Annotated in this window: 19 protein-coding genes; 10 read left to right on the plus strand and 9 right to left on the minus strand. The window is 46.9% G+C overall.

What is annotated here, in order from left to right:
- Positions 1–153: 153 nt before the first annotated feature.
- Positions 154–1245: a response regulator gene (locus MAQ5080_RS15275; RefSeq protein WP_067212510.1), complete on the minus strand. Its 1092-nt coding sequence runs from the start codon at positions 1243–1245 to the stop codon at positions 154–156.
- A 155-nt stretch (positions 1246–1400) separates the two neighbouring features.
- Between MAQ5080_RS15275 and MAQ5080_RS15280 the strand changes: the two genes are divergently transcribed.
- The 3 genes from MAQ5080_RS15280 to MAQ5080_RS15290 all read left to right on the plus strand — a co-directional run bounded on the left by MAQ5080_RS15280 (position 1401) and on the right by MAQ5080_RS15290 (position 5348).
- Positions 1401–1946, plus strand: coding sequence for a heme NO-binding domain-containing protein (locus MAQ5080_RS15280; protein ID WP_067212507.1), 546 nt, complete (start codon positions 1401–1403; stop codon positions 1944–1946).
- Positions 1943–4297: an ATP-binding protein gene (locus MAQ5080_RS15285; protein ID WP_067212504.1), complete on the plus strand. Its 2355-nt coding sequence runs from the start codon at positions 1943–1945 to the stop codon at positions 4295–4297. Before MAQ5080_RS15280 ends, MAQ5080_RS15285 begins: the two co-directional genes overlap by 4 nt.
- Positions 4298–4400: 103 nt before the next feature.
- Positions 4401–5348, plus strand: a complete 948-nt coding sequence (locus MAQ5080_RS15290; RefSeq protein ID WP_067212502.1) for a D-2-hydroxyacid dehydrogenase family protein — start codon at positions 4401–4403, stop codon at positions 5346–5348.
- Positions 5349–5436: 88 nt separating this feature from the next.
- Here MAQ5080_RS15290 and MAQ5080_RS15295 read toward each other — a convergent pair whose 3' ends face one another.
- Complete coding sequence (locus MAQ5080_RS15295; RefSeq protein ID WP_067212499.1) at positions 5437–6069, minus strand: TetR/AcrR family transcriptional regulator; 633 nt, start codon at positions 6067–6069, stop codon at positions 5437–5439.
- Between the two features lie 201 nt (positions 6070–6270).
- Here MAQ5080_RS15295 and MAQ5080_RS15300 point away from each other — a divergent pair, with 201 nt between their 5' ends.
- The 4 genes from MAQ5080_RS15300 to MAQ5080_RS15315 all read left to right on the plus strand — a co-directional run bounded on the left by MAQ5080_RS15300 (position 6271) and on the right by MAQ5080_RS15315 (position 12611).
- On the plus strand, positions 6271–8310 hold the full coding sequence (locus MAQ5080_RS15300; RefSeq protein WP_067212497.1) for an NADH:flavin oxidoreductase: 2040 nt from the start codon (positions 6271–6273) through the stop codon (positions 8308–8310).
- A gap of 442 nt (positions 8311–8752) precedes the next feature.
- Positions 8753–10624, plus strand: coding sequence for a methyl-accepting chemotaxis protein (locus MAQ5080_RS15305; RefSeq protein WP_067212494.1), 1872 nt, complete (start codon positions 8753–8755; stop codon positions 10622–10624).
- A gap of 187 nt (positions 10625–10811) precedes the next feature.
- Positions 10812–11738 (plus strand): AEC family transporter, encoded by a 927-nt coding sequence (locus tag MAQ5080_RS15310; protein ID WP_231870858.1) that lies wholly within the window; start codon positions 10812–10814, stop codon positions 11736–11738.
- 468 nt (positions 11739–12206) lie between these two features.
- On the plus strand, positions 12207–12611 hold the full coding sequence (locus MAQ5080_RS15315) for a GFA family protein (RefSeq protein ID WP_067212489.1): 405 nt from the start codon (positions 12207–12209) through the stop codon (positions 12609–12611).
- A gap of 21 nt (positions 12612–12632) precedes the next feature.
- Here MAQ5080_RS15315 and gntR read toward each other — a convergent pair whose 3' ends face one another.
- From gntR to MAQ5080_RS15345, 6 genes are all read right to left on the minus strand, one after another.
- Positions 12633–13637: a gluconate operon transcriptional repressor GntR gene (gene gntR, locus MAQ5080_RS15320; RefSeq protein WP_067212487.1), complete on the minus strand. Its 1005-nt coding sequence runs from the start codon at positions 13635–13637 to the stop codon at positions 12633–12635.
- Between the two features lie 143 nt (positions 13638–13780).
- Entirely contained in the window at positions 13781–14275 is a 495-nt protein-coding gene (locus tag MAQ5080_RS15325) for a gluconokinase (protein ID WP_067212484.1), read from the minus strand.
- A 77-nt stretch (positions 14276–14352) separates the two neighbouring features.
- Positions 14353–15669 carry a TRAP transporter large permease gene (locus MAQ5080_RS15330; RefSeq protein ID WP_067212481.1) on the minus strand — a complete coding sequence of 439 codons (1317 nt, stop codon included), beginning with the start codon at positions 15667–15669 and terminating at the stop codon, positions 14353–14355.
- Position 15670: 1 nt separating this feature from the next.
- Positions 15671–16222 (minus strand): TRAP transporter small permease subunit, encoded by a 552-nt coding sequence (locus tag MAQ5080_RS15335; RefSeq protein WP_067212478.1) that lies wholly within the window; start codon positions 16220–16222, stop codon positions 15671–15673.
- A 96-nt stretch (positions 16223–16318) separates the two neighbouring features.
- Positions 16319–17335 carry a TRAP transporter substrate-binding protein gene (locus tag MAQ5080_RS15340; RefSeq protein ID WP_067212475.1) on the minus strand — a complete coding sequence of 339 codons (1017 nt, stop codon included), beginning with the start codon at positions 17333–17335 and terminating at the stop codon, positions 16319–16321.
- Between the two features lie 267 nt (positions 17336–17602).
- Positions 17603–18487 (minus strand): LysR family transcriptional regulator, encoded by an 885-nt coding sequence (locus tag MAQ5080_RS15345; RefSeq protein ID WP_067212472.1) that lies wholly within the window; start codon positions 18485–18487, stop codon positions 17603–17605.
- A 96-nt stretch (positions 18488–18583) separates the two neighbouring features.
- Between MAQ5080_RS15345 and MAQ5080_RS15350 the strand changes: the two genes are divergently transcribed.
- Both MAQ5080_RS15350 and MAQ5080_RS15355 read left to right on the plus strand, forming a co-directional pair.
- A complete protein-coding gene (locus MAQ5080_RS15350; protein WP_067212469.1) occupies positions 18584–18901 on the plus strand; it encodes a DMT family transporter in 318 nt (105 codons plus the stop codon).
- A gap of 112 nt (positions 18902–19013) precedes the next feature.
- Positions 19014–19850, plus strand: a complete 837-nt coding sequence (locus MAQ5080_RS15355) for an inositol monophosphatase family protein (protein WP_197464639.1) — start codon at positions 19014–19016, stop codon at positions 19848–19850.
- On the opposite strand, the gene MAQ5080_RS15360 is transcribed toward MAQ5080_RS15355, so the two are convergent.
- Positions 19847–20770, minus strand: coding sequence for a LysR family transcriptional regulator (locus MAQ5080_RS15360; RefSeq protein WP_067212461.1), 924 nt, complete (start codon positions 20768–20770; stop codon positions 19847–19849). The two genes, MAQ5080_RS15355 and MAQ5080_RS15360, sit on opposite strands and share 4 nt — an antisense overlap.
- 96 nt (positions 20771–20866) lie before the next feature.
- On the opposite strand from MAQ5080_RS15360, the gene MAQ5080_RS15365 reads away from it, so the two are divergent.
- Positions 20867–22780, plus strand: coding sequence for an FAD-dependent monooxygenase (locus MAQ5080_RS15365; protein ID WP_067212459.1), 1914 nt, complete (start codon positions 20867–20869; stop codon positions 22778–22780).
- Positions 22781–22975: the final 195 nt, after the last annotated feature.

Below are 22975 nucleotides of genomic sequence, written 5' to 3' on the forward strand. Positions count from 1 at the left end.
TTTCTTTGATGACAGATAGATGTTCGATAAGAGTCACGGAATGAAGCCTGTTTGATGAACTAATAAGCGCTACAATACAGGTTTTGGCAGGTTTGAAGCTAGTTCTTCAAAGTATGCTCGCGCCCTGGCCCTAGAGCGGCTTTTTGCTGAAGGTTAGTCTCTAAATTCAGCCGCGATGGCTTTGAATTCCTCTTCCGAAGAAATGAAGGCATCCACCACTTTGGGGTCAAAGTGTTTTCCAGAGCCCTCAAGAATAATGTCTTTTGCTTTTTCGTGACTAAATGGTGGCTTATAAATACGTGCTGAAATCAAAGCATCGTACACGTCCGCGAGCGCCATGATGCGACCAGAAATGGGGATGTCTTCGCCCTTTAAACCTTTCGGATAACCGGTGCCGTCCCATTTTTCGTGGTGACACTCGGAAATTTCACGGGCATAGCGAAGAAATGAGGTTTCGTTTTCGCCCACGGATTCTTGTGCGGCTTTTAAGGCAATCGCACCTAATGAAGCATGGGTTTTCATGATCTCAAACTCTTCCGGATCTAGTTTACCAGGCTTTAGTAGAATGCTGTCAGGGATGCCCACTTTACCGATGTCATGCAGGGGCGCTGAACGAAACATAAGATCGATATTGTCTTTATTGAGTTCATCTAAGTGGTGCCCATTGCGCATCAAATTGGTAGCCAGTGTTTTGACATAATATTGCGTACGGCGAATATGGTTGCCGGTTTCGTTATCTCGCGTTTCCGCTAAGGAAGCAAGGGCATGTATGGTGACGTTTTGCGTCAGATATACTTCACGAGTGCGCTCAGCGATGGTTTGTTCTAATGCTTTATTCTGATTTTCTAATGAAAGCTGCGCTTCCCTTAGTTGCAGAATATTGCGCACACGCGTTAAAACAATCGCAGGGGAGAATGGCTTGGTAATATAATCGATAGCACCCAGTTGTAAGCCTTTCTCTTCATCATTGTATTCACTCATAGCGGACACAAATATGATGGGAATGTCTTTGGTCTCAGGGCGTCGTTTTAGAATCTGGCACAGCTCATAGCCGTCCATATCTGGCATCATGATATCCAGCAGAATAAGATCTGGTGTTACAACACTTTCAATGCGATCAATAGCTTGCTTGCCATTCTTGGCTACAATAACACGGTAATTATCTTTTAACGTGCCTGATAGAACAGTGATGTTGGCAGGTTCGTCATCCACCACTAAGATGGTTTTTAAGCCCTGTTCACTCATGTTTGCTCCTCTTGTGCATCAGCCCGCTGTGTTGAGTGCCGTTTACAACGATTAACAGTTTATTAACCCTAATGCTATAGCAAATTTATGACTATGTGTTAGCTTCATTAGTACTGTTTTCGTTAACGAAATGTAATCTAAAAGAGAGGGATCCTATGCTAGGCGTAGTTTATATTCAGTTTATGGAAATGATTAAAGAAAAATTCTCAGAAGATGTGTTGGATGATTTATTGGATGAACCATCATTAAGCACGGGGGGAGCATATACTTCGGTGGGGTATTATGATCACACCGATATTATTAAATTGGTGGTGGCGTTAAGTAAAAAAACTGATATTCCCGTTGATGATCTTGTGGAAGCTTTTGGTAAGCACCTTTTTGCCGCTTTGATTGATAAATACCCGATGCTGGCAGAGGATAAAACCGATGCCTTGGAAATGCTAGAGTCCGTTGATAACTCCATTCATGTTGAAGTACACAAACTCTATCCACAAGCCGAGTTACCAGAGTTCAAATGTATTCGTCTTTCCGACACAAAGCTGCAGATGGTGTACCGTTCCAAGCGCCCCTTTTCAATATTGGCGCTAGGGTTAATCAAAGGCTGCGCTGAGCACTTTGGTGAGCAACTTACCATCAGTCATCGTAATGCGGACTCAGATGACATGTTCGAGACACATTTTGATATAGAAAAAGTGGCATGAAGGATCAAGAGGAACGTTTACAGCGTCGTTTAGAACGGGAAAAAAGGTCCCGGCTGGAAGCTGAAAACCTGCTCGAAAAGAAAGCGACCGAGCTATACCAGTTAAACAACCACTTGCAAGAAATGGTGTTAAAACAAGAGGAGCTTGTCAAAGAACGTACCATGGAATTGCAGGAGGCGCTGGAAGCCGCCGAAAATGCCAATCGTCATAAAAGTTATTTTTTGGCCAATATGAGCCATGAAATACGTACCCCTATGAACGGCATCATTGGCCTAGGTCACCTGCTTCAGGACACGACGCTTGATCATCAGCAACGGGATTGCTTAAATAAAATCCAATCTTCAGCCAACAGCCTGTTGGTCATTATCAATGACATCTTAGACTTTTCGAAAATCGAATCGGGCCAGTTGCAAATGGATCCGCAAGAGTTTCTGTTGGATCATGTATTGCGTGATGTCTACGATGTGAATCATCTTAATGCCTACAAGAAGGGCATTGAGCTTTTCATCGATTACGATTTTGACTTGCCCAGAGTGTTATTGGGGGACTCGGTACGCATTACTCAAGTGCTGACCAATCTGGTCAATAATGCGGTTAAGTTTACCCGCCACGGTAGTGTCTTGGTCACCGTGCGCATGCTTAGTCTGCTTGATAATAATGTGACCTTGGAGTTTTGCGTCAAGGATAGCGGTATTGGCATGTCTGAGGATGTGCTGAAGGGGCTTTTTCAACCTTTTACTCAGGCGGATGCCTCGACCAGTCGTAGCTACGGCGGCACGGGGCTGGGCTTATCTATTTGTAAGCAATTGATCGACATTATGTCAGGCTCTATCAAGGTAGAGAGTCAAGCTGGTGTTGGTTCCAGCTTCACCGTGCAGTTGGCCTTGCCTGTGTCTGAAAAAAGGCTTGGTAAACTGACCGTTGAAGGGGTTAAACAAATCAGCCTATTTGCCAAAGATAAGGCATTGCCACGTTCTTACAGCAGTTTAAAAGCTGATTTAGTGTATCAATCGGCACAGGATGACCACTTTCCTAACATGTCAGCATTGCAGGATTGCCAGTTGCACCTTGTAGATGCTCGACAGATACCGTCCGAGCGTTTAGATGATTGGTTGTCACAACTTGGTTCTTTAACCAACCAGGCTGGTGTCATTGTCATGGCGGATCAGCAGGAAAAGCAGCGGCTGCAGGATAAATTTACCTATCCCATGCATTTTTTAACCAATCTATGCACGCCGGAAGGCCTGCTTAGAGCCGTCACCAATTATCTGTCTGGCTCGAAAGAAGCGGTGACTACTCGCTCAAGAGAGGATACACAAATAAACAATACGGGTCATAAAATACTGCTGGCAGAAGACAATCCTATCAATATGATGATTGCTACCGGCCTCATTGAAAAAATTGGTTTTGAAGTATTGCCAGCAACGAATGGCCAAGAGGTGATTGAGTTATTAGAGCAAAACGAAGTCAGCCTCATCCTAATGGATCTGCAGATGCCTATTATGGATGGTTTTAAGGCAACTGAAGTTATTCGTCAGTCACCAGATTACCAGCAGTTGCCGATTATCGCTCTCACGGCCCATGCCATGGTAGGAGATAGTGATCGCAGTATCAAAGCGGGCATGAATGACCATCTGACGAAACCGATTGACCCGAACGCGCTCAAGGAGATGCTGTTTAAATGGTGTATGTCATCACGTGATCGTTTAGAGCTGCCTGATTCTGAACAAGGTCCGATGAATTTGCCTGATGCATTGCCAGGACTGGATTTGAAAGCGGCATTACAGAGAATACCCGGTGGCTTGCCACAGTATCTTGACTTATGGGGACGCTTTAAACGCAAGTACCCTGCGTTAAATGCGCAAATCAAAGAGCTATTTATCAACGAGGATCGTGAAAGCCTTCGTTTTATTGGTCATGATCTGCGGGGTATCTTCAGTAACCTCGGTGCGCTCAATCTCTTGGTCACCGCTCAAGAAATTGAAAACAGTCCCCATTTAACGGATCAATACCTAGCAGCCCTGTCACAAAGGTTGGACGGCCAGTTAGAAGAGTTGGAACAAAGTCTGTCGTTGTTACGTCAGTTGCAAGGAGAGGTGCAAAGCGAAACGGCAGCCTTAACTCATGGCAAAAGCTTAATTCCCTTATTGCAAAAAGTCATTGAGCTGGCCGAACGAGGCGATGCTGAGGCATTGGGGTATATTTCTGAGCTTGGTAAGTATGAGTTAGAAGCGCCTTTGCAAGTGCGTCTTAAGCTTTTGTTACAGCAACTGGACGATTATGAGCTATCCGATGCGGCACAAGTGGCAGCCCTTCTACTAGACGACATACGTGCCCAAGCTTCCCATTGAAGGGGCTTATCTAAATACTCTTCAAGTAGTCAGTTGTGATGGTGCTTTGCGATAGAGAACGACTAGCATCATAAGTAGAAGCTTTGTTAAAGGTGTATGTGCTATGAAGATTGCTGTGTTAGATGATTATCAAAATGTGGTACCAGAGCTGAGCTGCTTTAGCATGTTGGCGCAGCAAGAGGTGCTGGTATTGAATTACACCTATGCGGAAGATGTGCTTGCTCGTAAATTGCATGATGTGGAAGCCATTGTTCTGATTCGTGAACGTACGGTGATCACCGAATCCTTGCTGCAAAAACTCCCTAATTTAAAACTCATTAGCCAGACCGGTAAAGTGAGTAATCATATCGATGTGGCATTATGTCAGCGCTACGGCGTGACGGTGCTGGAAGGTGTTGGCTCGCCTGTGGCACCCTCAGAGCTAACCTGGGCGTTGATTATGTCAGCGTCACGTCATATCCCGGCTTATTCCAGTAATATGCGTGCAGACCAATGGCAAGACTCTGGACAGCTTGGCTTGGGTCGAACGCTGAAAGGGCTTACCTTAGGGATTTGGGGCTACGGTAAAATTGGCCAACAGATTGCACGTTACGCCAAAGCTTTTGATATGCATGTATTGGTGTGGGGCAGTGATGCGTCGCGCCAACAGGCGGTTGAAGATGGCTACCGTGCCGCGGATTCGAAACCAGACTTTTTTAGTCACGCAGATGTGATCAGCCTACATCTACGTTTAAATGATGTCACACGTGCTTGCGTCACGGCGGACGACTTGGCCTTGATGAAAGAGGATGCGCTATTCGTTAATACCAGTCGTGCGGAGTTGATAGAGCCTTATGCATTGTTTGAGGCGCTGCGTCATCACCCAAGACGTCAGGCGGCTGTCGATGTGTTCGATGTAGAGCCGGCACTGTTAGAGAATGAGCCACTGTTGACTCTGGATAATGTGACGGCAACCCCCCATATTGGCTATGTCGAGAAAAACAGCTACGAGCTGTATTTCAGCGTTGCGTTTGAAAATATAATCAAATGGCAGGCAAGCAACACAAACTAGAGATGAATTGATAAAATAAGTAATTTATTTATGAAACTACTCGTTGGAGCGTTTGACCCCATGCAAAGAACAAGACTAGTTTAGTTACTCAAATCGCTTGATAACCATGCTTATGGTAAAAGCGCTCGAGCTCATTGTCTTTGGGGTAGGTACCTGTAAAGGTGTTGACGTATTCCGATATGCGTTGCATTCGTTGTGCCAGTGACTCTTCGGTTTGCATCGAAATGTAGCCGATTTGCACCAAATAGATGGTTCTAGCGTGGACATCGGCTTGTATATCATTAAAGCCATAGCGCTTTAGCATATTGGCAAGGGCGGTTAGTCGTTGGCTGTCTGCCTGTCGTACTTCCTCTTGGATGCTCTTTGACTGCAGTGACCAGCTACGGATGGCGAACTCAAGCTTGGAATCAAACAATGACTGGTCAATCCAGCAATCAAATACGTTTAACGTAGCCTCAGCAAGAGAGTCTGCATAGGCCGTGGTTTGCTTAACAAGGCTGCCTGTATTCTTTTCTTTCCAGCTTTCTACTAACGCCGACAGAAGTGCCTCACGATCGCTAAAAAACCAATAGAAGCTGGTACGAGACAGTCCAAGCCGTTTTGCGAGTGTGGCGATTTTAACCCCATCCACCCCTGACTCTAGCAGTATCTCAGTAGCCGCTTGGAACCATAGCTCGGGGGAGCCGCGCCAACCAGATTCATTGTGTGTGGTTTTTTTCATCCTAACCTCGGATTTGTTTAAGAAGAAAGTGTACTGCTGTGTTGTTACTTAAAACAAGTTAATCAAGGTTATGTACATACCTGTAAAATGAAATTGACACCTCTGTACAGTTGATTCTAGACTGCTTTCAGTTTGATGAATAATTAAACAGACAGTAAAGACAAGTCGAGTGAACTAAACCATGCTAACAGGAGTGCGCTTGTGTCCAACGATCCGTTACTGCAGCCTTATCAACTAAAACATCTGACGTTACGCAACCGTATTATTATGACGGCCCATGAACCGGCCTACCCAGAAGACGGTATGCCGAAAAACCGTTATCGTGCTTACCACGCGGAACGTGCTAAGGGCGGTGTTGCCATGACTATGACGGCGGGCTCGGCAGCGGTTTCCAAGGACAGCCCACCAGCCTTTAATAACCTATTAGTCTACAAAGACGAAGTGGTGCCGTATCTGCAAGACTTAACCGACGCTGTGCATGAGCAGGGTGCGGCGATCATGATTCAATTGACCCACTTAGGTCGCCGAACCCGTTGGGATAATGGTCATTGGCTCCCTGTGGTGACACCTTCTCACCATCGTGAACCTGCCCATCGCGCTTTTCCAAAGAAAATTGAAGATTGGGATATTGAGCGCATTATCAAAGATTACGCGGATGCTGCTGAGCGTATGAAAGCGGGTGGCATGGATGGCATTGAGTTGGAGGCTTACGGCCATTTGATGGATCAGTTTTGGTCACCGTTAACCAATGAGCTGGACGGACCTTACGGTGGCTCTTTGGACAACCGCATGCGTTTTACATTTGATGTGCTGAGTGCCATGCGTCAACGGGTGGGTCCTGATTTTATTATTGGTATGCGTTACACCGCTGATGAACTGTCGGCACGCGGCCTCTCTAGTGAAGATGGCTTGGAGATCACCAGACGACTTGAAGCAAGCGGCATGGTGGATTTTTTAAATGTGATTCGGGGTCGTATCGATACCGATGCGGCGTTAACGGATGTGATTCCGATCCAGGGCATGACCAATAATCCGCACTTAGAGTTTGTGGGTGAGGTTCGTGCCTCGACCAATTTGCCGGTTATGCATGCAGCAAAAATCCCCGATGTGGCAACGGCACGTTACGCAATTTCGGCGGGCAAAGTGGATTTGGTGGGCATGACCCGTGCTCACATGACCGACCCACACATTGTGCGCAAAATCATCGAAAAGCGTGAGCACGAGATTCGTCCCTGTGTCGGAGCCAACTATTGCTTGGATCGTATCTATCAAGGTGGCGCGGCGTTTTGTATTCATAACGCAGCCACCGGCCGTGAAGAGTTTATGCCGCATGAAATTGCTAAAGCCGATGTGCGCAAAAAAGTTGTGATCGTTGGCGCCGGCCCAGGCGGTCTGGAGGCGGCTAGGGTAGCAGGTGAGCGGGGCCATGAGGTGGTGGTCTTGGAAGCGGCAGATCAGCCCGGTGGCCAAATTCGCTTAACGGCCTTGAGCCCCCGTCGCAAAGAAATGATGTCAATCATCGACTGGCGTATGGAGCAGTGCCAACGCTTAGGCGTGCAATTCAAGTTTAACACCTATGCTGAGCGTGAAGAGGTGGAGGCAGAAAATCCTGATGTGGTCATCATTGCGACGGGGGGATTACCTCATACCGAGATCTTAGCTCAAGGTAATGAGCATCTGGTTTCCAGCTGGGACATTATTATGGGCGATGTGAAGCCGAAACATAATGTCTTGGTATATGACGATGCGGGTGACCATGCCGGTTTACAAGCTGCTGAGATCATAGCTAAAACCGGTGCCAAGGTCGAAATCATGACGCCCGATCGAGCGTTTGCCCCTGAAGTCATGGGCATGAACCTGGTTCCCTATATGCGCTCACTGCAAACCCTTGATACAAGGTTTACCGTCACCTACCGTTTACAGGCGGTTGAAAAGGAGGGTGATCAATTTAAAGCTTATATCAGCAGTGATTACCTTAGTGGTGTCTTAAAAGAGGCTTATTACGATCAAATTGTGGTAAACCACGGCATCTTGCCCATGGACGAGTTGTATTTTGACCTTAAAGCGCTGTCTAGCAATGGTGGTGAGGTGAATTATGATGACCTAACCACAGGGCAATCTCAGACGGTGCAACGCAATCTAGGTGCGAGCTTTCAACTATTTCGAATCGGCGATGCCGTGTCAACGCGCAATACCCACGCTGCGATCTATGACGCTTTAAGACTTATGAAGGATATATAGGCTTAGCGTGATTCTGTTCGGCATACAGTAGGGGGACTGTGTCATGTTAGCGTGCTGGATAAGCGCGCTTTTTTTATTTCTAGACTATGCCTCTAATGAGGTTATTTTGTGTAAGCTATTCTTGCATCCGGCAATATAGATTTTTCTATTTTAATTAAAGCAATAACTTAGCCAGTGTTTGGCTAGTTCTATAAGTTAAATTAATGATTCTGAAAAGAAACTGTAAGAATTTGACCGAGTTGTAATATTTCTTAAATTAGAAAACAGTTATTATTGTTTACGGAATATCACAAAAAAACTCCCATTGTAAAGATATGTAATCAATGGCGTTTGTTGCATTTCCAGTAGGGGACAATCACAAAAACATCAAGCCTCTTATTCTTATAAATTGATAGCAATTAAGAATGATTGCTATTTGAATAAAATCTGTCAGGGTAAAAAAATGCGTTTCAGTTATAAAATCGTTGGGGTATCCGCAATACTCTTGTTGTTGACTGTGGGGCTATTGAGTGTTCAGCAACAAAGTACGGTAAAAAGTGAAGTCGAGGGGCTGGTATTAAGCAGCTTAAATGAAATCGAAAATGGTGTGCTAAACACCATTGATGCACAGCTAAGTAATAAAAAGTCTCTTGCCCTAGCGATCACACAAGCGGTTCAGATGAATCCAAATGATCGTCAGTATGTCAAACAACTGTTAGACCAACCCGCCATTAAAGATAGCTTTTTAGCCGTCGGCTTTGGCTACGAAGCGGATGGTAGCATCGTTGATAACGATCCTAATTGGGATCCAGGCGCGGGTTATGTGACTCAGGCGCGTCCTTGGTTTACCGGCCCTAAGCAAACTGGCGGCTTGATTATTACCGATCCCTACATCGATGTGTCGACAGGCAATACCATTGTGTCGATTGCGACACCCGTGTACCAGCAGGGCACTTTTATCGGGGCCATGTATTTCGATATGGAATTGGAGGCTCTAGCGAACCTAGTGAACTCAGCCAACTTACTTGATGCGGGCTACCTACTGGTTCTAGCGGCTGATGGTACCGCCATTGCCCACCCTCAGGCTGAGAATAACGGTAAAAAGATTCGCAACTTCTTCGCCGATGTGAATTTACAGGATAGCGCGCAGCGCGTAACCCTAGAAGGCACTCCTTACATGGTGATTATGCGCCATTATCAAGCAGAAGATTGGTATATTGTTTCCATCGTTGATGAAGACAAAGCGCTGGCTGCGCTTGCCAAGCTGCGCAATAGCTCGATTCTGTTCACCACCATTGGAGTTATCATCAGTGTCTTTGTACTGATGTTCTTAATTAAAGTGCTTATGCGCCCATTAGATAGTCTGAACAGTGCCATTCAAGAAGTGGCCTCGGGTAAAGGCGATTTGACTAAGCGTATCGAAGTAAGTAATACCCCTGAATTCGCCAGTCTGGCGCAAGGCTTTAACACCTTCACCGAAAGTCTGCAGTTGCAAATTCAACAGCTTAAGCAATTAGGCGATGAAATCGTTGCCAGCGGTGATGAAACGGTATTGGATTCACAGAAATCTGCACAAGCCACCAGTAAGCAAATGCAAGAGCTGGACCTATTGGCAACCGCTATCCATGAGATGGCGATGTCCGCCAACGAAGTGGCCCAAAGTGCTCAACACGCCTCAGAAGCGGCACTGGAAGTGGATAAAAACACCATTGAAGGTTCTAAGGTGGTGAGTGATACGGCGTTGTCGATCGATGCTTTATCAGGTCGCATTGAACAGGCGGTCGAGCAAGTACAAAAACTGGAAACGGCGACCGCTAACATCGAGACAGTGCTGAGTGTCATTAATGATATTGCCGATCAAACTAACCTGTTGGCGTTGAATGCGGCAATTGAAGCAGCGCGTGCTGGGGAGTCGGGTCGAGGCTTTGCTGTGGTGGCGGATGAAGTGCGAACATTGGCCCAGCGTACACAAGAGTCGACCACTGAGATTCGCGATATGATTGAGCAACTTCAAGCTGGGTCTGGTGCAGTAGCGGCGGCAATGGATGAAAGTCGAAATACCGCGAGTGATGCCGTTGAAAAGGCTCGCTTTGCCGATGAGTCGCTGCAGAATATCAGTGCTGCGATTGAGCGTATCAGTACCATGAACGTGCAAATTGCTTCGGCGGCACAAGAGCAAAGCCACGTGGCGGAAGACATCAGTGGTAATGCAGTGAAGATCAAGGACCTATCAACGGAAGTTTCAGAGCTGGCGCAATCGTCTAACGAATCGATGGAAAATCAGCGCGTCAGTACCTCTTCTCAGAAATCCCTGTTAGATCGTTTTGTGGTGTAACCACAAGCAGTCATAACGCTTCAAAAAAATGCTCCTTCGGGAGCATTTTTTTATCAAAGCAGCTTGTTAGAATTTTTGAATGGCTACGACATATTTTGATCCTGCTCTTTTATATGAGTTGTCATCGGATTGCGGTAGCATGAGTGTTTTACATCGCTCTTAACAATAAGGATTTGCTTTGGACGTTGTGCTCAACATTACTGCCCCGATCTTCTTTCTCATTTTAGTAGGCTTTTTAGGGACTCGTTACCAGCTTTTGCCTAAAGAGGCGCTTCCAGCCTTGAGTCGCTTTGTCTTGTATTTTGCTTTGCCATCGGTAATGGTCACCAAGATCTCGGCTTTGGATCTTAGGGCCGTTGTCGATCTATCTTATATGCTGGTATACGCCGTAGGCGGTTTGGTTGCCTTTGCCTTGACCCTTTTGATTGCGCGTATCTTCCTTAAAGAGACCTGGGTAATCGCAACGGTCAGTGGTATGGGCGCGATGATGCCAAACAGCTCCTTTATTGGCTTTCCGATTTTGCTGCAGTACCTTGACGATGCGCCAGCGCAGGCATTTGCCATGGCCTTAGTGGTTGAGAACATCCTATTTTTACCAGTGGCCTTGGTGTTGATGGAGTCGGTTTATCACCATGAGCCTGGGGTCGGTAAGAAAATCATCGGTAATGTGGCAAAGCGCGTGGCGACTAATCCGGTTATCCTCTCTGTGTTTGTGGGAGTGATGCTGTCCTTGTTCGGTCTACATTTACCTCATTTCATGAATAGCTCGTTAGACTTGTTGGCTATGGCGGCCGCTCCGAGTGCTTTGGTGGTGATCGGTGGCTCTTTGGTTGGCGTGACGGTGCAGGGGAGTAAGGTACGCACAGGATTGGTGGCGAGCATGAAGCTGCTGTTATTCCCCATGGTGGTGTTTGGCTGCTTACAATTCTTCCCGCAGATGCCGACTGAGTTGCGCATAGCGGTATTGCTGTTTGCGGCCATGCCCATGTTTAGCATTTATCCAATCATTTGTGGGGAATACGGTCAGAGAAGCTTTTGTGCCAGCACCTTGATGGTCACTACGGTACTGTCATTTGTCACTATTAGTAGCTTGTTGTATCTATTGCATGGGTAGGGGAGCGGTAAATCGAGCCAAAGTTGTCTAAATAGTGAACGAAATGTCGCAAAACCTTGGATTTGTCGTAAATGGTGAGATCAGAGGCGCAATTAGCAAGCTATTAGATGAAATTAGCGCCTATTATTAATCTCGACATCGCGTCATATATTTGCTCTGCCCGATATTGTATGCGAAGTCCTCTATGGAATGGTGATCTATTTTTATTGCCTTCACACGGTTGCTTAGCTTTCATAAATGGGGGATTGCTAAGTAATCGCAGAACCTTCGCATCCTTTTGTGCGTTTGCTCTGCCGAAGGCGATTAACGTCACCCTTTAAGGGAAGTATGCATGACTCTTCAACACCCTGCATACTTCCCTTTTTTTATGCCCGCTATTTTTCATATCTATTTACTCTTCTATTGTTCGCTCAAAACACGCTAAAGTGACCTCTGACACCACAATTTTGTGCGAAGAGGAGATGCTTTATGGGGCTGTATTCGGGTTCATGTTTGTGCGGCAGCGTTGCTTTTGAGTTAGAAGGATCGTTTGCCAAATTCTTTTTCTGTCATTGTAGCCGTTGTCGTAAAACGTCAGGCTCAGCGCACTGTGCCAATCTATTTGCGCCGGATGCCTCTCTTACTTGGACTAAAGGTGAAGACCATGTCACGTTTTATCATTTGCCAGAGACGCGCTTTGCACGCACATTCTGTCGTACCTGTGGCTCTATGATGCCAACGGATGCAAAAAGCAGAGGGCTAGTGGTGGTTCCCGCTGGCTGCTTGGACTCGGATGTGGATGTGCAGCCGGATGCGCATTTGTGCTGTGACAGCAGAGCAAATTGGGATGAAGGGTTGGAAGGTGTCACTAAGTTGCCAGGTATGCCTAGCTAACATCCGTCGGCAATGCGAGCATCAAAGTGCCTTGATGCTCTCGCCGCATTCAATTTGGTAGGGCAGTTCAATCACTTGTTTCTTGATGGACTCCCCTTGTAAGCCTTTTAACAGCGCTTTTGCCGCTAATCGGCCCATTTCTTCTCTAGGGGTAACCACGGTCGCCAAAAGCGGCACCATGGCTCGTGCAATATCGTGACCGTGGAAACCGGCAATGCCAATTTGCTCAGGCACTTGTAAGCCTTTTTTCTGGCATGCGTACAGGGCGCCAATGGCGAGGTCATCGTTGGTGCAAAAAATACCATCAGTGTCAGGGTGTTCGGACAGTACTTCTTCTAGAAACTTTGCCCCTAGGGTAAAAGATGAGGCACTGTGGGTTTCTTTGACAACAGAGGTCAGGCCATTGGCCGCCATGGCCTGCTTATAACCTTCGACCTTTTGTAGGGTACGCTCATCCATGCGCGCGGCAAAATAAACAATGTTACGATGGCCGTGATCAATCATGGTTTGCGTCATTTCACGCGCCGCAGAGCAGTTATCGATACCGATCACATGTAATGGGCTTTTCGAGGTTGAGTCCATGATCTCGATAACTGGCACACCCGCATTTTCGAGCATTTTTTGTGCTTTGGGTGTGTGTTGGCTTTCCGACAAGATCAGGGCATCGACATTATAAGACAGTAAGGTGGCAATACGCTGTTCTTCCAGCTCTTGGCTGTAACCGAAGTGAGCGAGCATGGTTTGGTAACCCTCAGGTTCCAATACGGCTTCAATGCCACGAATAACTTCGGCAAATACCTGGTTGGTCAACGAAGGAAGCAAAACGCCGATGGCGTGGCTTTTCGATTTTGACAAGATGTCTGGAGCACGGTTAGGGATATAGCCTAATTCATCCAGCGCCGTTTGGATTTTATCGCGCAATGCATCAGAGACTTGCTCTGGATTGCGAATAAATCGGCTGACGGTCATTTTAGTCACTCCGACTAAATCAGCCACATCCTGTAGAGTTGGGCGCTTTTTCTTCATTATGATGGATCTTTTTTTTGTATTGTTAACGGTAACATTACCACATGCAGCTGACTCTGCGAATCGGATAATGTTCAAAAAAGCAAAGGATAAGAACAAGTTAGCGGATGTTTAATAGTAAATTAAGCATCCGCTGTAGACGATTAACGGGCCTCTAAAGCGGCCACGCTTTGTGCGAATACGTCTTCAAGCGAGTGGCGAATGTCCACCGCAATCACATCAGGTTCGTCAACCGGTTCTACCAGAGTGGCAAACTGACTCTCCAGCATTCCTTTACCATTGAAGTAGTGACCGGCACGTTTTTGATGACGCTGCCAGATGGTGTCGAAGTCACCTTGTAGGTAGATAATGGCAAGGTCATCAATGCCCTGACGTAAAATATCGCGGTAACTTGGCTTCAAACTTGAGCAGGCGACAACAGCGCTGTCATTCTCTTTGAGAATGCCATTAAGCGTTTCTAACCAACCAAAGCGATCCTCGTCGGTGAGGGGGATTCCTTGGCGCATTTTCTCGACGTTCGCTTCACTGTGGTAGTCGTCCCCATCAAAAAAAGGGTAGCCATAATAGCTCGCAATTTTTTGGCCCATGGATGACTTACCACACCCAGATACGCCCATCACAATGATTTTTTTAATCATTTTCTTGTGTCTCCTGCTAAGTGCCAATCTGGCACTTAGCGCTATCTAGTTATGTCCGTAGGTTTGACTGAGGGGAATTATTTCCACCAAATAGCCAGCTCAGGGAAGATGATTACCAGTGCCAGCACCGTTACTTGCAGTGCGATAAATGGCAACAATGAGCTGAAAATTTCGCCTAGGCTGATGTCTTTTGGAGCCACAGATTTCAGATAAAAAGCGGCTGGTCCAAATGGCGGTGATAAGAAAGACACCTGCATGTTTAGACAGAACACAACACCGAACCAAACTGGGTCTAAGCCAAGGTTGGTAATGATAGGAACGAAGATAGGCATGGTTAGCAGTGCCACACCGACCCAATCCAAAAACATACCCAAGACCAGTAGGATGACCATCATGATCAAGATCGTACCCATCACACTGCCACCAGACAGCGCTAGAATGGTTTCTTCCACGAAGTCGATACCGCCCATTAGGTTGTAAACACCTACTAGGGCCGTCGCACCAATACCGATCCAGATGATCATGCCACAGGTACTCATGGTGGCTTTGGCGCTTTCTTTAAGCATGTCAAAGCTCAATTCACCACGGATCCAAGCACTGATAAAGATGCCGACTACACCCAGAGCTGAGGCTTCTGTAACAGACGCCACACCGGTGTAGATACTGCCCAATACCACGGCTACGGACAGCACAGGGAAAAACAGCGCTTTGAAGTAGTTAATGTCACCGTCTTGGGCCAGTTCTTCGTCCGTTGGTAGTGGGGCGTAATCTGGGTTTAGGCGACAAATGATTAATACATAGATCATGTAGGCTGCGGCCAAGATCAATGCTGGTAAGAAAGCCGATTTGAACAGGTCGCCAATTGAAACGCTGGCGGTTAAGCCATAAATGATCAAAACGATACTCGGCGGTAACATGGTACCCAGCGCGCCACCAGCACAAGTGGTACCGATCGCAAGCTTACGGTTGTAACCTAGGCGCAGCATTTGCGGTAAGGCAAGAATACCCAGCAAAACCGTCTCACCACCAATAACACCTGACATGGAAGCAAGAATAACGGCCACGACCAGCGTTTGTACCGCGACACCGCCACGTACTTTGCGGCCAACGACTTTCATGGCATCGAATAAGTCCCGAGCAATGCCGGAACGGTCTAATAGGGCGGCCATTAAGACGAACATCGGCACGGCTAGAAAGACATAACCACCGACAAAACTGTACAGGCGGCTAGTCACCAAGGGTAAAGCATCAATACCAAACCAACCAATGGCAAAAACTAAGGCAACCAGGCCTGTCACCATGGCCAACTGCATACCGGTCAGTAGCAGTAGGATCATGGACACCAGCATTAATAAGCTGCCGTAGCCAATGCCTAAACTCGATAGATCAAACATCTTATGACTTCCTTAGATTCAGCACTTCTTGGATGAAATGAAGCGCGAACTGAATGAACATCACGCACATAGTGATGAAAATGGTAATTTTCACATACGCTGGAAACGCAGGGTTCCAGGCAGAGCCTGACGTTTCAAAGTGAATGTCACCAAACGGCGAAAGCACAGCACTTTCCGTCATTTGGAATGCTGCATAGGACAGCAGACCAGAAAAAATTAAGCCCATAATGTGGTGAAACACATTGAGGTATTGGCGCGTTCGGTGTGATACGGCGTCGTAGATTAAGACAACGCGTACGTGCTTATTGGTTGCGAGCGCATAAACGCCGCCAAAGACAAACAAGCAGGCACCAATGAAGGAAGCGGATTCATGCACCCAAATGGTTGGTGCGTTGAATACATAGCGCATAACCACTTCGTAAAACGAGATGGCGACCGTGAAAAGGAACAGCAAGCTTAGGGTGTTACCAATGCGAACAATGGCTTTATCAAGAAGATTGCGCGGTTGATCCGCTGTGTCTTCTGGATGTGGAATTGGGGTCTCGGTATTCATGGGGTAGGGTCCAGTTTAAAGTAGGGGCAGTGAACATGCTCAACTACATGTTCACCTATGCCCCCCACTTTGATTTGGCGGTGGCTTTCTTAGAGATTAAAGAAGGCCGTTTTCTTCTAGGTAAGACGTAATAGAGTCATACACTTTTTGGGCATTTGGAGATTGTTTGGCAAACTCTTCCCACTGTGTACGAGCGATAGCGCGGAACTTCTTACGTTCTTCAGCCGACCAATCATGGATGGTGATGTTTGGATCTTCTTGTGCTGCTTTCACTGCTTTTTGGTCAGCGATACGTAGCTGAGTCGTGATGTCGTTAGCGAAGTCACGAACAGAAGTGGTCATGATGGCTTGCAGATCTTCAGGCAGTTTTTCCCATTTTTTCATGCTCATTGATACATCGATCAATGGTAGAGAGTGGAAACCAGGCTGTACTGGATGGGTAGCAATGTCGTTCATGCCAGCTTTTTGGTTGGTTGAGAATACGGTGTAGTCTGCAGCGTCGATGACACCTTTGCTCAAGCCTGTGAATACTTCAGAGCCTGGTAGGTTTACTGGCGCTGCGCCCGCTGCGGCAAATACACGCTGTACCAAACCTTCTGGTGCACGAAGTTTCAGGCCTTTAAGGTCTTCAACACCGTTTAGCGGAACACGTGATACAAATGATTCCACACCTGTTGTTGAACCACCGATGAATTTCACGCCGTAAGGTGCGTAAAGTTCGTTCATCAGTTCATAGCCGCCACCGTAATTGATGTACTGAAGCAGTTGCGTGGTGTCAGACCAAGCACCAACTGTATTACCAATTAAGCCAAAGGCGGCATCTTTACCAGAGAAGAATTCTGTTGCGGTGATTTGACCATCAAGAATGCCCATCTTGATGCCATCAAGTGTCTCAGTGTGTTTGAAGACACTACCAACCGGAAGTAGGTTGATCTTGATACGACCACCAGACATAAGCTCAACGCGCTCAGTCCATTCTTTTTGAATTTGGAAGTTTTTGTCCCCTGATGGGTCAGACGATTGGAACTTGAAAGTGTAGTCAGCAGCGAAAGCTGTCGTCGATAGGGCACCTGCAACAGCAGCTGTGATTAGCGTTTTAGCGAATTTGCTCATGATCTCTTCCCGCTATTTATTGTTTTAAAGGAATATACAGTTATAGGCGACAAATGTATGTTACCGGTAACTAGGTTTGCAATGTTACCGATAACATAAAAACGGCGTCAATAGGTTTTGTAGAATATTTTACCGGTAACATTGAAATGTTAGACCAGCTTTTTTAGAAATTCAGATAAATTAGTAAGTTAGCTAAGTGTAAAAAATTGTGCTGTTACAAAAGGCTGAGAGTCGTAACAAGTCAGGGGAAAATGAGGCGTGCTCTGGTTATGGCGTGACAAAGCGCTGCTTTAGCTCGTTGAATAACCATTTCGCCCCAGGGCCAATCGCATTGCCCCGTTGCCAGATAAGATCAATAGGAACTTGCCATGCCACATGGTCAAAAGACATGCGCAGTTGTGCTAACGCCTTAGCTTCAATCTTTGGCGTGACTAAATACTCAGGTAAATAACCCCAGCCAACGTTTTGTTGGATCAAAGCGAGTGCATTCAAACTGCTCGAACACCACCACACGTTGGGTGACATACTGACCATCATTGGCGGCTCGGTTTTTTGACTGCCACGAATGGCCAATTGGCGATGGGCAAAGAGATCGGTTTCGTTCACTTGGTCACGTTGTGCCAGAGGGTGGTCGGGGTGACACACGGCCAGCATAGGCATGTGCCCGATGTAACAAAAGTCGACTTCCTTGATGGTCGCAAGCTCCGTAAACATGAGCCCAAAAGAGGCTTTTCCCTGCTGGATTAACGGTACTATATCTGGGGAAGGACGAGTCAAAATGTCCAGCTGTGTGTGTGGAAACTTCTCGGCAAATAGGGCCAGTAATTGCGTGATCTTGGGTGTCAGTAAAGCATCGTCGATGACAATACAGAGCTCACTTTCCTCCTGTCTGTTAATCGATTTTGCGATTAAGGAGAATTCATCCGATTGTGCGAGTAGGGCTTTGGCACTGCGGTACAGTCTTTCGCCAGCGGGTGTCAGTACTGGTTTACGGGTGCTGCGATCAAACAACTCAACATTAAGATCGATCTCAAGGGTGCTGATGCCATGACTGACTGCGGACTGAACCTTTCCTAAGTGTCGGGCACAGGCCGAAAAGGAACCAAGGTCAGCAGAAAGTACCAGCATGCGAATGTGTTCGAGGTTTTGCATATGAAAATAATCGATAGTTATTAACTTTAAATCATCTTATATGTCGATAGTATGGCCGTCAATTATGTTCAATCTGGCTTGAAGACGAGGTGTAGTATGAGTTGGTTGTATTTAATTTTGGCGGGCTTAACAGAAATTGGCTGGCCATTGGGCATGAAATTGGCGCAAACGTCGGCGATCAAGTGGCCAGGAATTGTGATGGCGGTCGCTTTTATGGTACTCAGTGGCTACCTACTATGGTTAGCGCAAAAAGGCATCCCTATGGGCACCGCTTATGCAGTATGGACAGGGATTGGTGCCGCTGGAACCTTTATGGTCGGTGTGGCTTTCTTCGGTGATGCCAGCTCCTTAATGCGTTATATGGGTATCTTGCTAATTATGTCAGGGGTAATCGTACTGAAACTGGCGCATTAGAAGACGTGTCGTTTACAAATAGGGTGATTATCTGTTTAGGTGTTGTAATATAGTTTTTACGAATCTAGGGTAAATTGCTGGATTTACCCATCACCCTAACAAGGAGAGTATTTTGCTATCCCCAGAAAAGAAGCTGGCGATCATTGAAACGGTTCGCGAAGTTGCCAAACAAGAAATTTTGCCACGCTTTCGGGCCCTATCTGAAGACGCTATTGATACTAAGTCAGGCTTTGATGACTTAGTGACCGTTGCTGACCTCGCCGCTGAAAACGCCATGACGGAGCATTTTAAAAAGATGATCCCAGAAGCTTTGGTGGTCGGGGAAGAAGCCGTGGCGGCGGATGAAAGTGTGCTCAAGCATTTGGATAGCAGTGCTCTGGTGATCATCATTGACCCAATCGATGGCACTTGGAATTACGCCAATGGTTTAGCGACGTTTGGGGTTCTGATTGCAGCGTCTTTCCAAGGGGAAACCATTTTTGGTTTGCTATACGATGTGGTGAATGACGACTGGATAGAGGCAAGCAAAGGAGAGGGGGCTTGGTATGTTAAACCGAATCATGTGCGCCATCAATTGCAGCTAAGTGAGGCCCCAAGTGATGAAAATTTGGTGGGCATATACTCACCTTTTTTGTTTAAGGATATTGAGCAACGTAAGCAAGCGGCCATCACTCAAGCACAGTACGCGCGGGTGTTGTCGATGCGTTGCAGCTGCCATGAGTACCGAACGCTACTTGGCAATAATGTTGACTTCTTTATCAGTCCAAAACCCAATTCTTGGGATCATGCCGCTGGCTTGCTAGCCTTCCAAGAAGCGGGCGGAATGGTCGCTATGTTGGATGGCTCAGTGTACCGTCCTTCGGTACGCAAAGGGATGATTGTCGCCGCCCGTAATGCGCAGGTGATGGCGAAGATTCAACAGGATTTTGCTTGGTATCAACCCCTTTAGAGGTCCAAGCCAAAGCAAGGCACCTGCTGATCCATATTGCTGACAAAGTCCTGAATCAGTGCTCTGACCCTTTGTTTGTCAGGGCGCTCACTGTCATCTTGTAATGACCACAGCGCAATGTCCCTTCTCGGCGATTGATCCTCTTCAATGGCCAGCATTTGTTCCGCTTTTAATGCTCCTGACATCAAGGCCAGTCGTGCCGGTAGACGTACCAACATATCGCTGTGTTGCAATAAGTGCATCACTGAGTGAATGCCGCCGGTAAAGGAAATTTTTGCGGCATTGCTTAATATTTCATCATTTGGCGCATTCATAAAGCCGGCGCTGGCGCCAGCTATGAACCATTTACAGCGCTCTAACTCGGTCTTTTTAATTGGACGGTTGAGTCTGATTAAAGGAGATTTAGCCCCGGCAAATACAGCTGCCCGGTCGCGAAATAATACATCTCGGGAGAGCTCTCGCTGGGCAACGGTGACATGGGCGGGACCCAGCAAAAAATCCAGTTGCTCTCGTTTCAACAACTCAATTTGAGTGGCCGCAGAGCCGGTGCGTAGATGAAACACAAAACGTGGCTCGTCTAAGAAAGCCTGCGTGGTTTGGTCAACCGTGGCGTATTCCCACAAGGGATCTATGCCAACCGAAAACTGGTTATGGAAACCGCTGTGCCATTGGCGAATGATCTCATTCCCTTGCTCTGCTTCGGCGAGTATTTTTTCCCCCAGTTGTCCAAGGCGCTCGCCGATTTCAGTGGCAATCACTCCGTAGCGGGTTCGCTTCAAAAGAGGGGCACCTACTTTCTGTTCCAGCTGTTGAATCGACCGAGTCAGAGTAGGTTGAGTAATAAACAATTGCTCCGCCGCAGCGGAAATGGAGCCTTGTTTAATAATGATCGCAAGTTGCTTAAGGTGGTTTGGGTTCATGTATGCAAATTCTTTGTTTATGGCTTTAAAAAGCAATTTTTCTTTATATTCAATCTAACCTACAGTGATTGAAAATAACAACAAGGAAATACAACAATGCAATTTCATCTAAATGGTTTCTTCCCTGGTGATCCACGTTTCGCTGACCCTCAAGATCGCGTCGTAGCGCCACCACTAAAACGTCCGCTTCCAGAATACGTGGATGTGATGGTGGTTGGTTGTGGTCCTGCTGGATTGAATTTGGCGGCACAATTGTCAAAATTTGCTGACATCAAAACCTGCATCGTTGATTTTAAAGACGATCGCCTATTGGTTGGGCAAGCAGACGGGATTGCCTGTCGTACCATGGAAATGTTCCAAGCCTACGGTTTTGCTGACCAAATTGCCCAAGAAGCCTACTGGGTAAATGAGACGGCATTCTGGAAGCCTAGCGCGGAGAATGGCGAACACATTGCCCGCAGTAGCAAGATTCAAGACGTTGAAGATGACTTGTCTGAGTTTCCTCATGTGATCATCAACCAAGCACGTGTGCATGACCATTTCCTAGATGTGATGCGACAAAATCCTGCGAAAATTGAGCCTTACTACTCACGTAAGCTGGTGGCCGTAGAAGTCAATCAAGACAACAAAGAATACCCAGTGACCCTGACGTTTGAGCGTGTGGTGAATAACTCACAATACATGATCGAACAAGAAGTGGTGCATGCGAAGTATGCGGTGGGCTGTGATGGAGCACGCAGCTCTGTTCGTCAATCAATTGGCCGAGAATTGGTGGGCGACTCAATTAACCAAGCTTGGGGCGTGATGGATGTGTTGGTGGAAACTGACTACCCAGATATTCGCCTGAAAAGTGCAATCCACTCCAATCATGAAGGCAACATGCTGATTATCCCACGTGAGGGGGGGTACATGGTCCGTCTTTACATTGAATTGGATAAGTTAGCACCGGACGAGCGTATTGACCGCAACAGCATCACCCCAGAGTATTTGATCAAAGCGGCCAATCGTATCATGCAGCCGTATACGCTTAATGTGAAGCAAGTGGCATGGTGGAGTGTCTACGAGATCGGCCAGCGTTTAACGACAGCGTTTGATGACTCAGAAGAAGGCCAATTGCCACGTGTATTCCTAGCTGGCGATGCGTGCCACACGCACAGTCCTAAAGCGGGCCAAGGTTTGAATACCTCGGTGAATGACACTTGGAACTTGGGTTGGAAGCTGGCGCACGTGCTAACTGGTCGAGCGGCGCCTGAGCTACTGTTAACTTACTCGCAAGAGCGTCAGCATGTCGCGCAGCAGTTGATCGACTTTGACCGTGAGTTTTCGAAGATGTTTAGTGCCAAACCTAAGTCAGACACCCATCCAGACGGGGTAGATCCTGCGGAGTTTCAGCGATATTTCCAGCAGTTTGGCCGTTTTACCGCGGGCACTGCGATTCGTTACGAAGTTGAAGTACTGGGATTGGACGCTAAACATCAGCAGTTAGCAAGTGGTGAAACCATTGGTATGCGTTTCCACTCGGCACCGGTGACCCGTGTTGCCGATGCCAAACCCATGCAAATGGGACACTGTGTGGAAGCGGATGCGCGCTGGCACCTGTTTGTCTTTGCCGGTGAGCAGGATCTGGCAAACGGCTTGGCCGATCTGAATCAATTGTGCGATTACCTTCAGCATGAGCCGTCTTCGCCTGTGGTTCGTTACACCAAAGAAGGTGAGGACATTGATTCTATCATTGATGTGCGTGCCATTTTGCCTTGCGGCCATCGTGATGTAGACATGACTCAAGTGCATTCTTTGCTGCAACCTATCAAAGGTCAATTAGGTCTGCGTGACTATGAGAAGCTGTTTGCCTTGAGCTCTGATGCCGCAAAAGACATTTACAGTATGCGCGGTATTGATCGTCAACAGGGCTGTATTGTGGTGGTTCGTCCTGATCAATACGTAGCAGATGTTATGCCGTTAAGCGATTTGAATCGACTTGAAACACTGTTTGCCAAAGTTTTATTGTAGAAAAGAAGGCTCAATAAAGAAGCGCCAGCTTATTAGAAAGCTGGCGCTTTTTTTTTGGGATTGATCATGGTGTTTTGTATAGGAGATATAGGAACTAGTGGTATGCTTGTAAGCAATACTGATATAACTTGCAGAAAGTGCGATAGTTTTTCCAAGTGAGCTGTGTAAATCGGCCACCTCAATTACAGTGACGTA

The organism is Marinomonas aquimarina (genome assembly GCF_900089755.1).
GTDB classification, from domain to species: Bacteria; Pseudomonadota; Gammaproteobacteria; order Pseudomonadales; family Marinomonadaceae; genus Marinomonas; species Marinomonas aquimarina.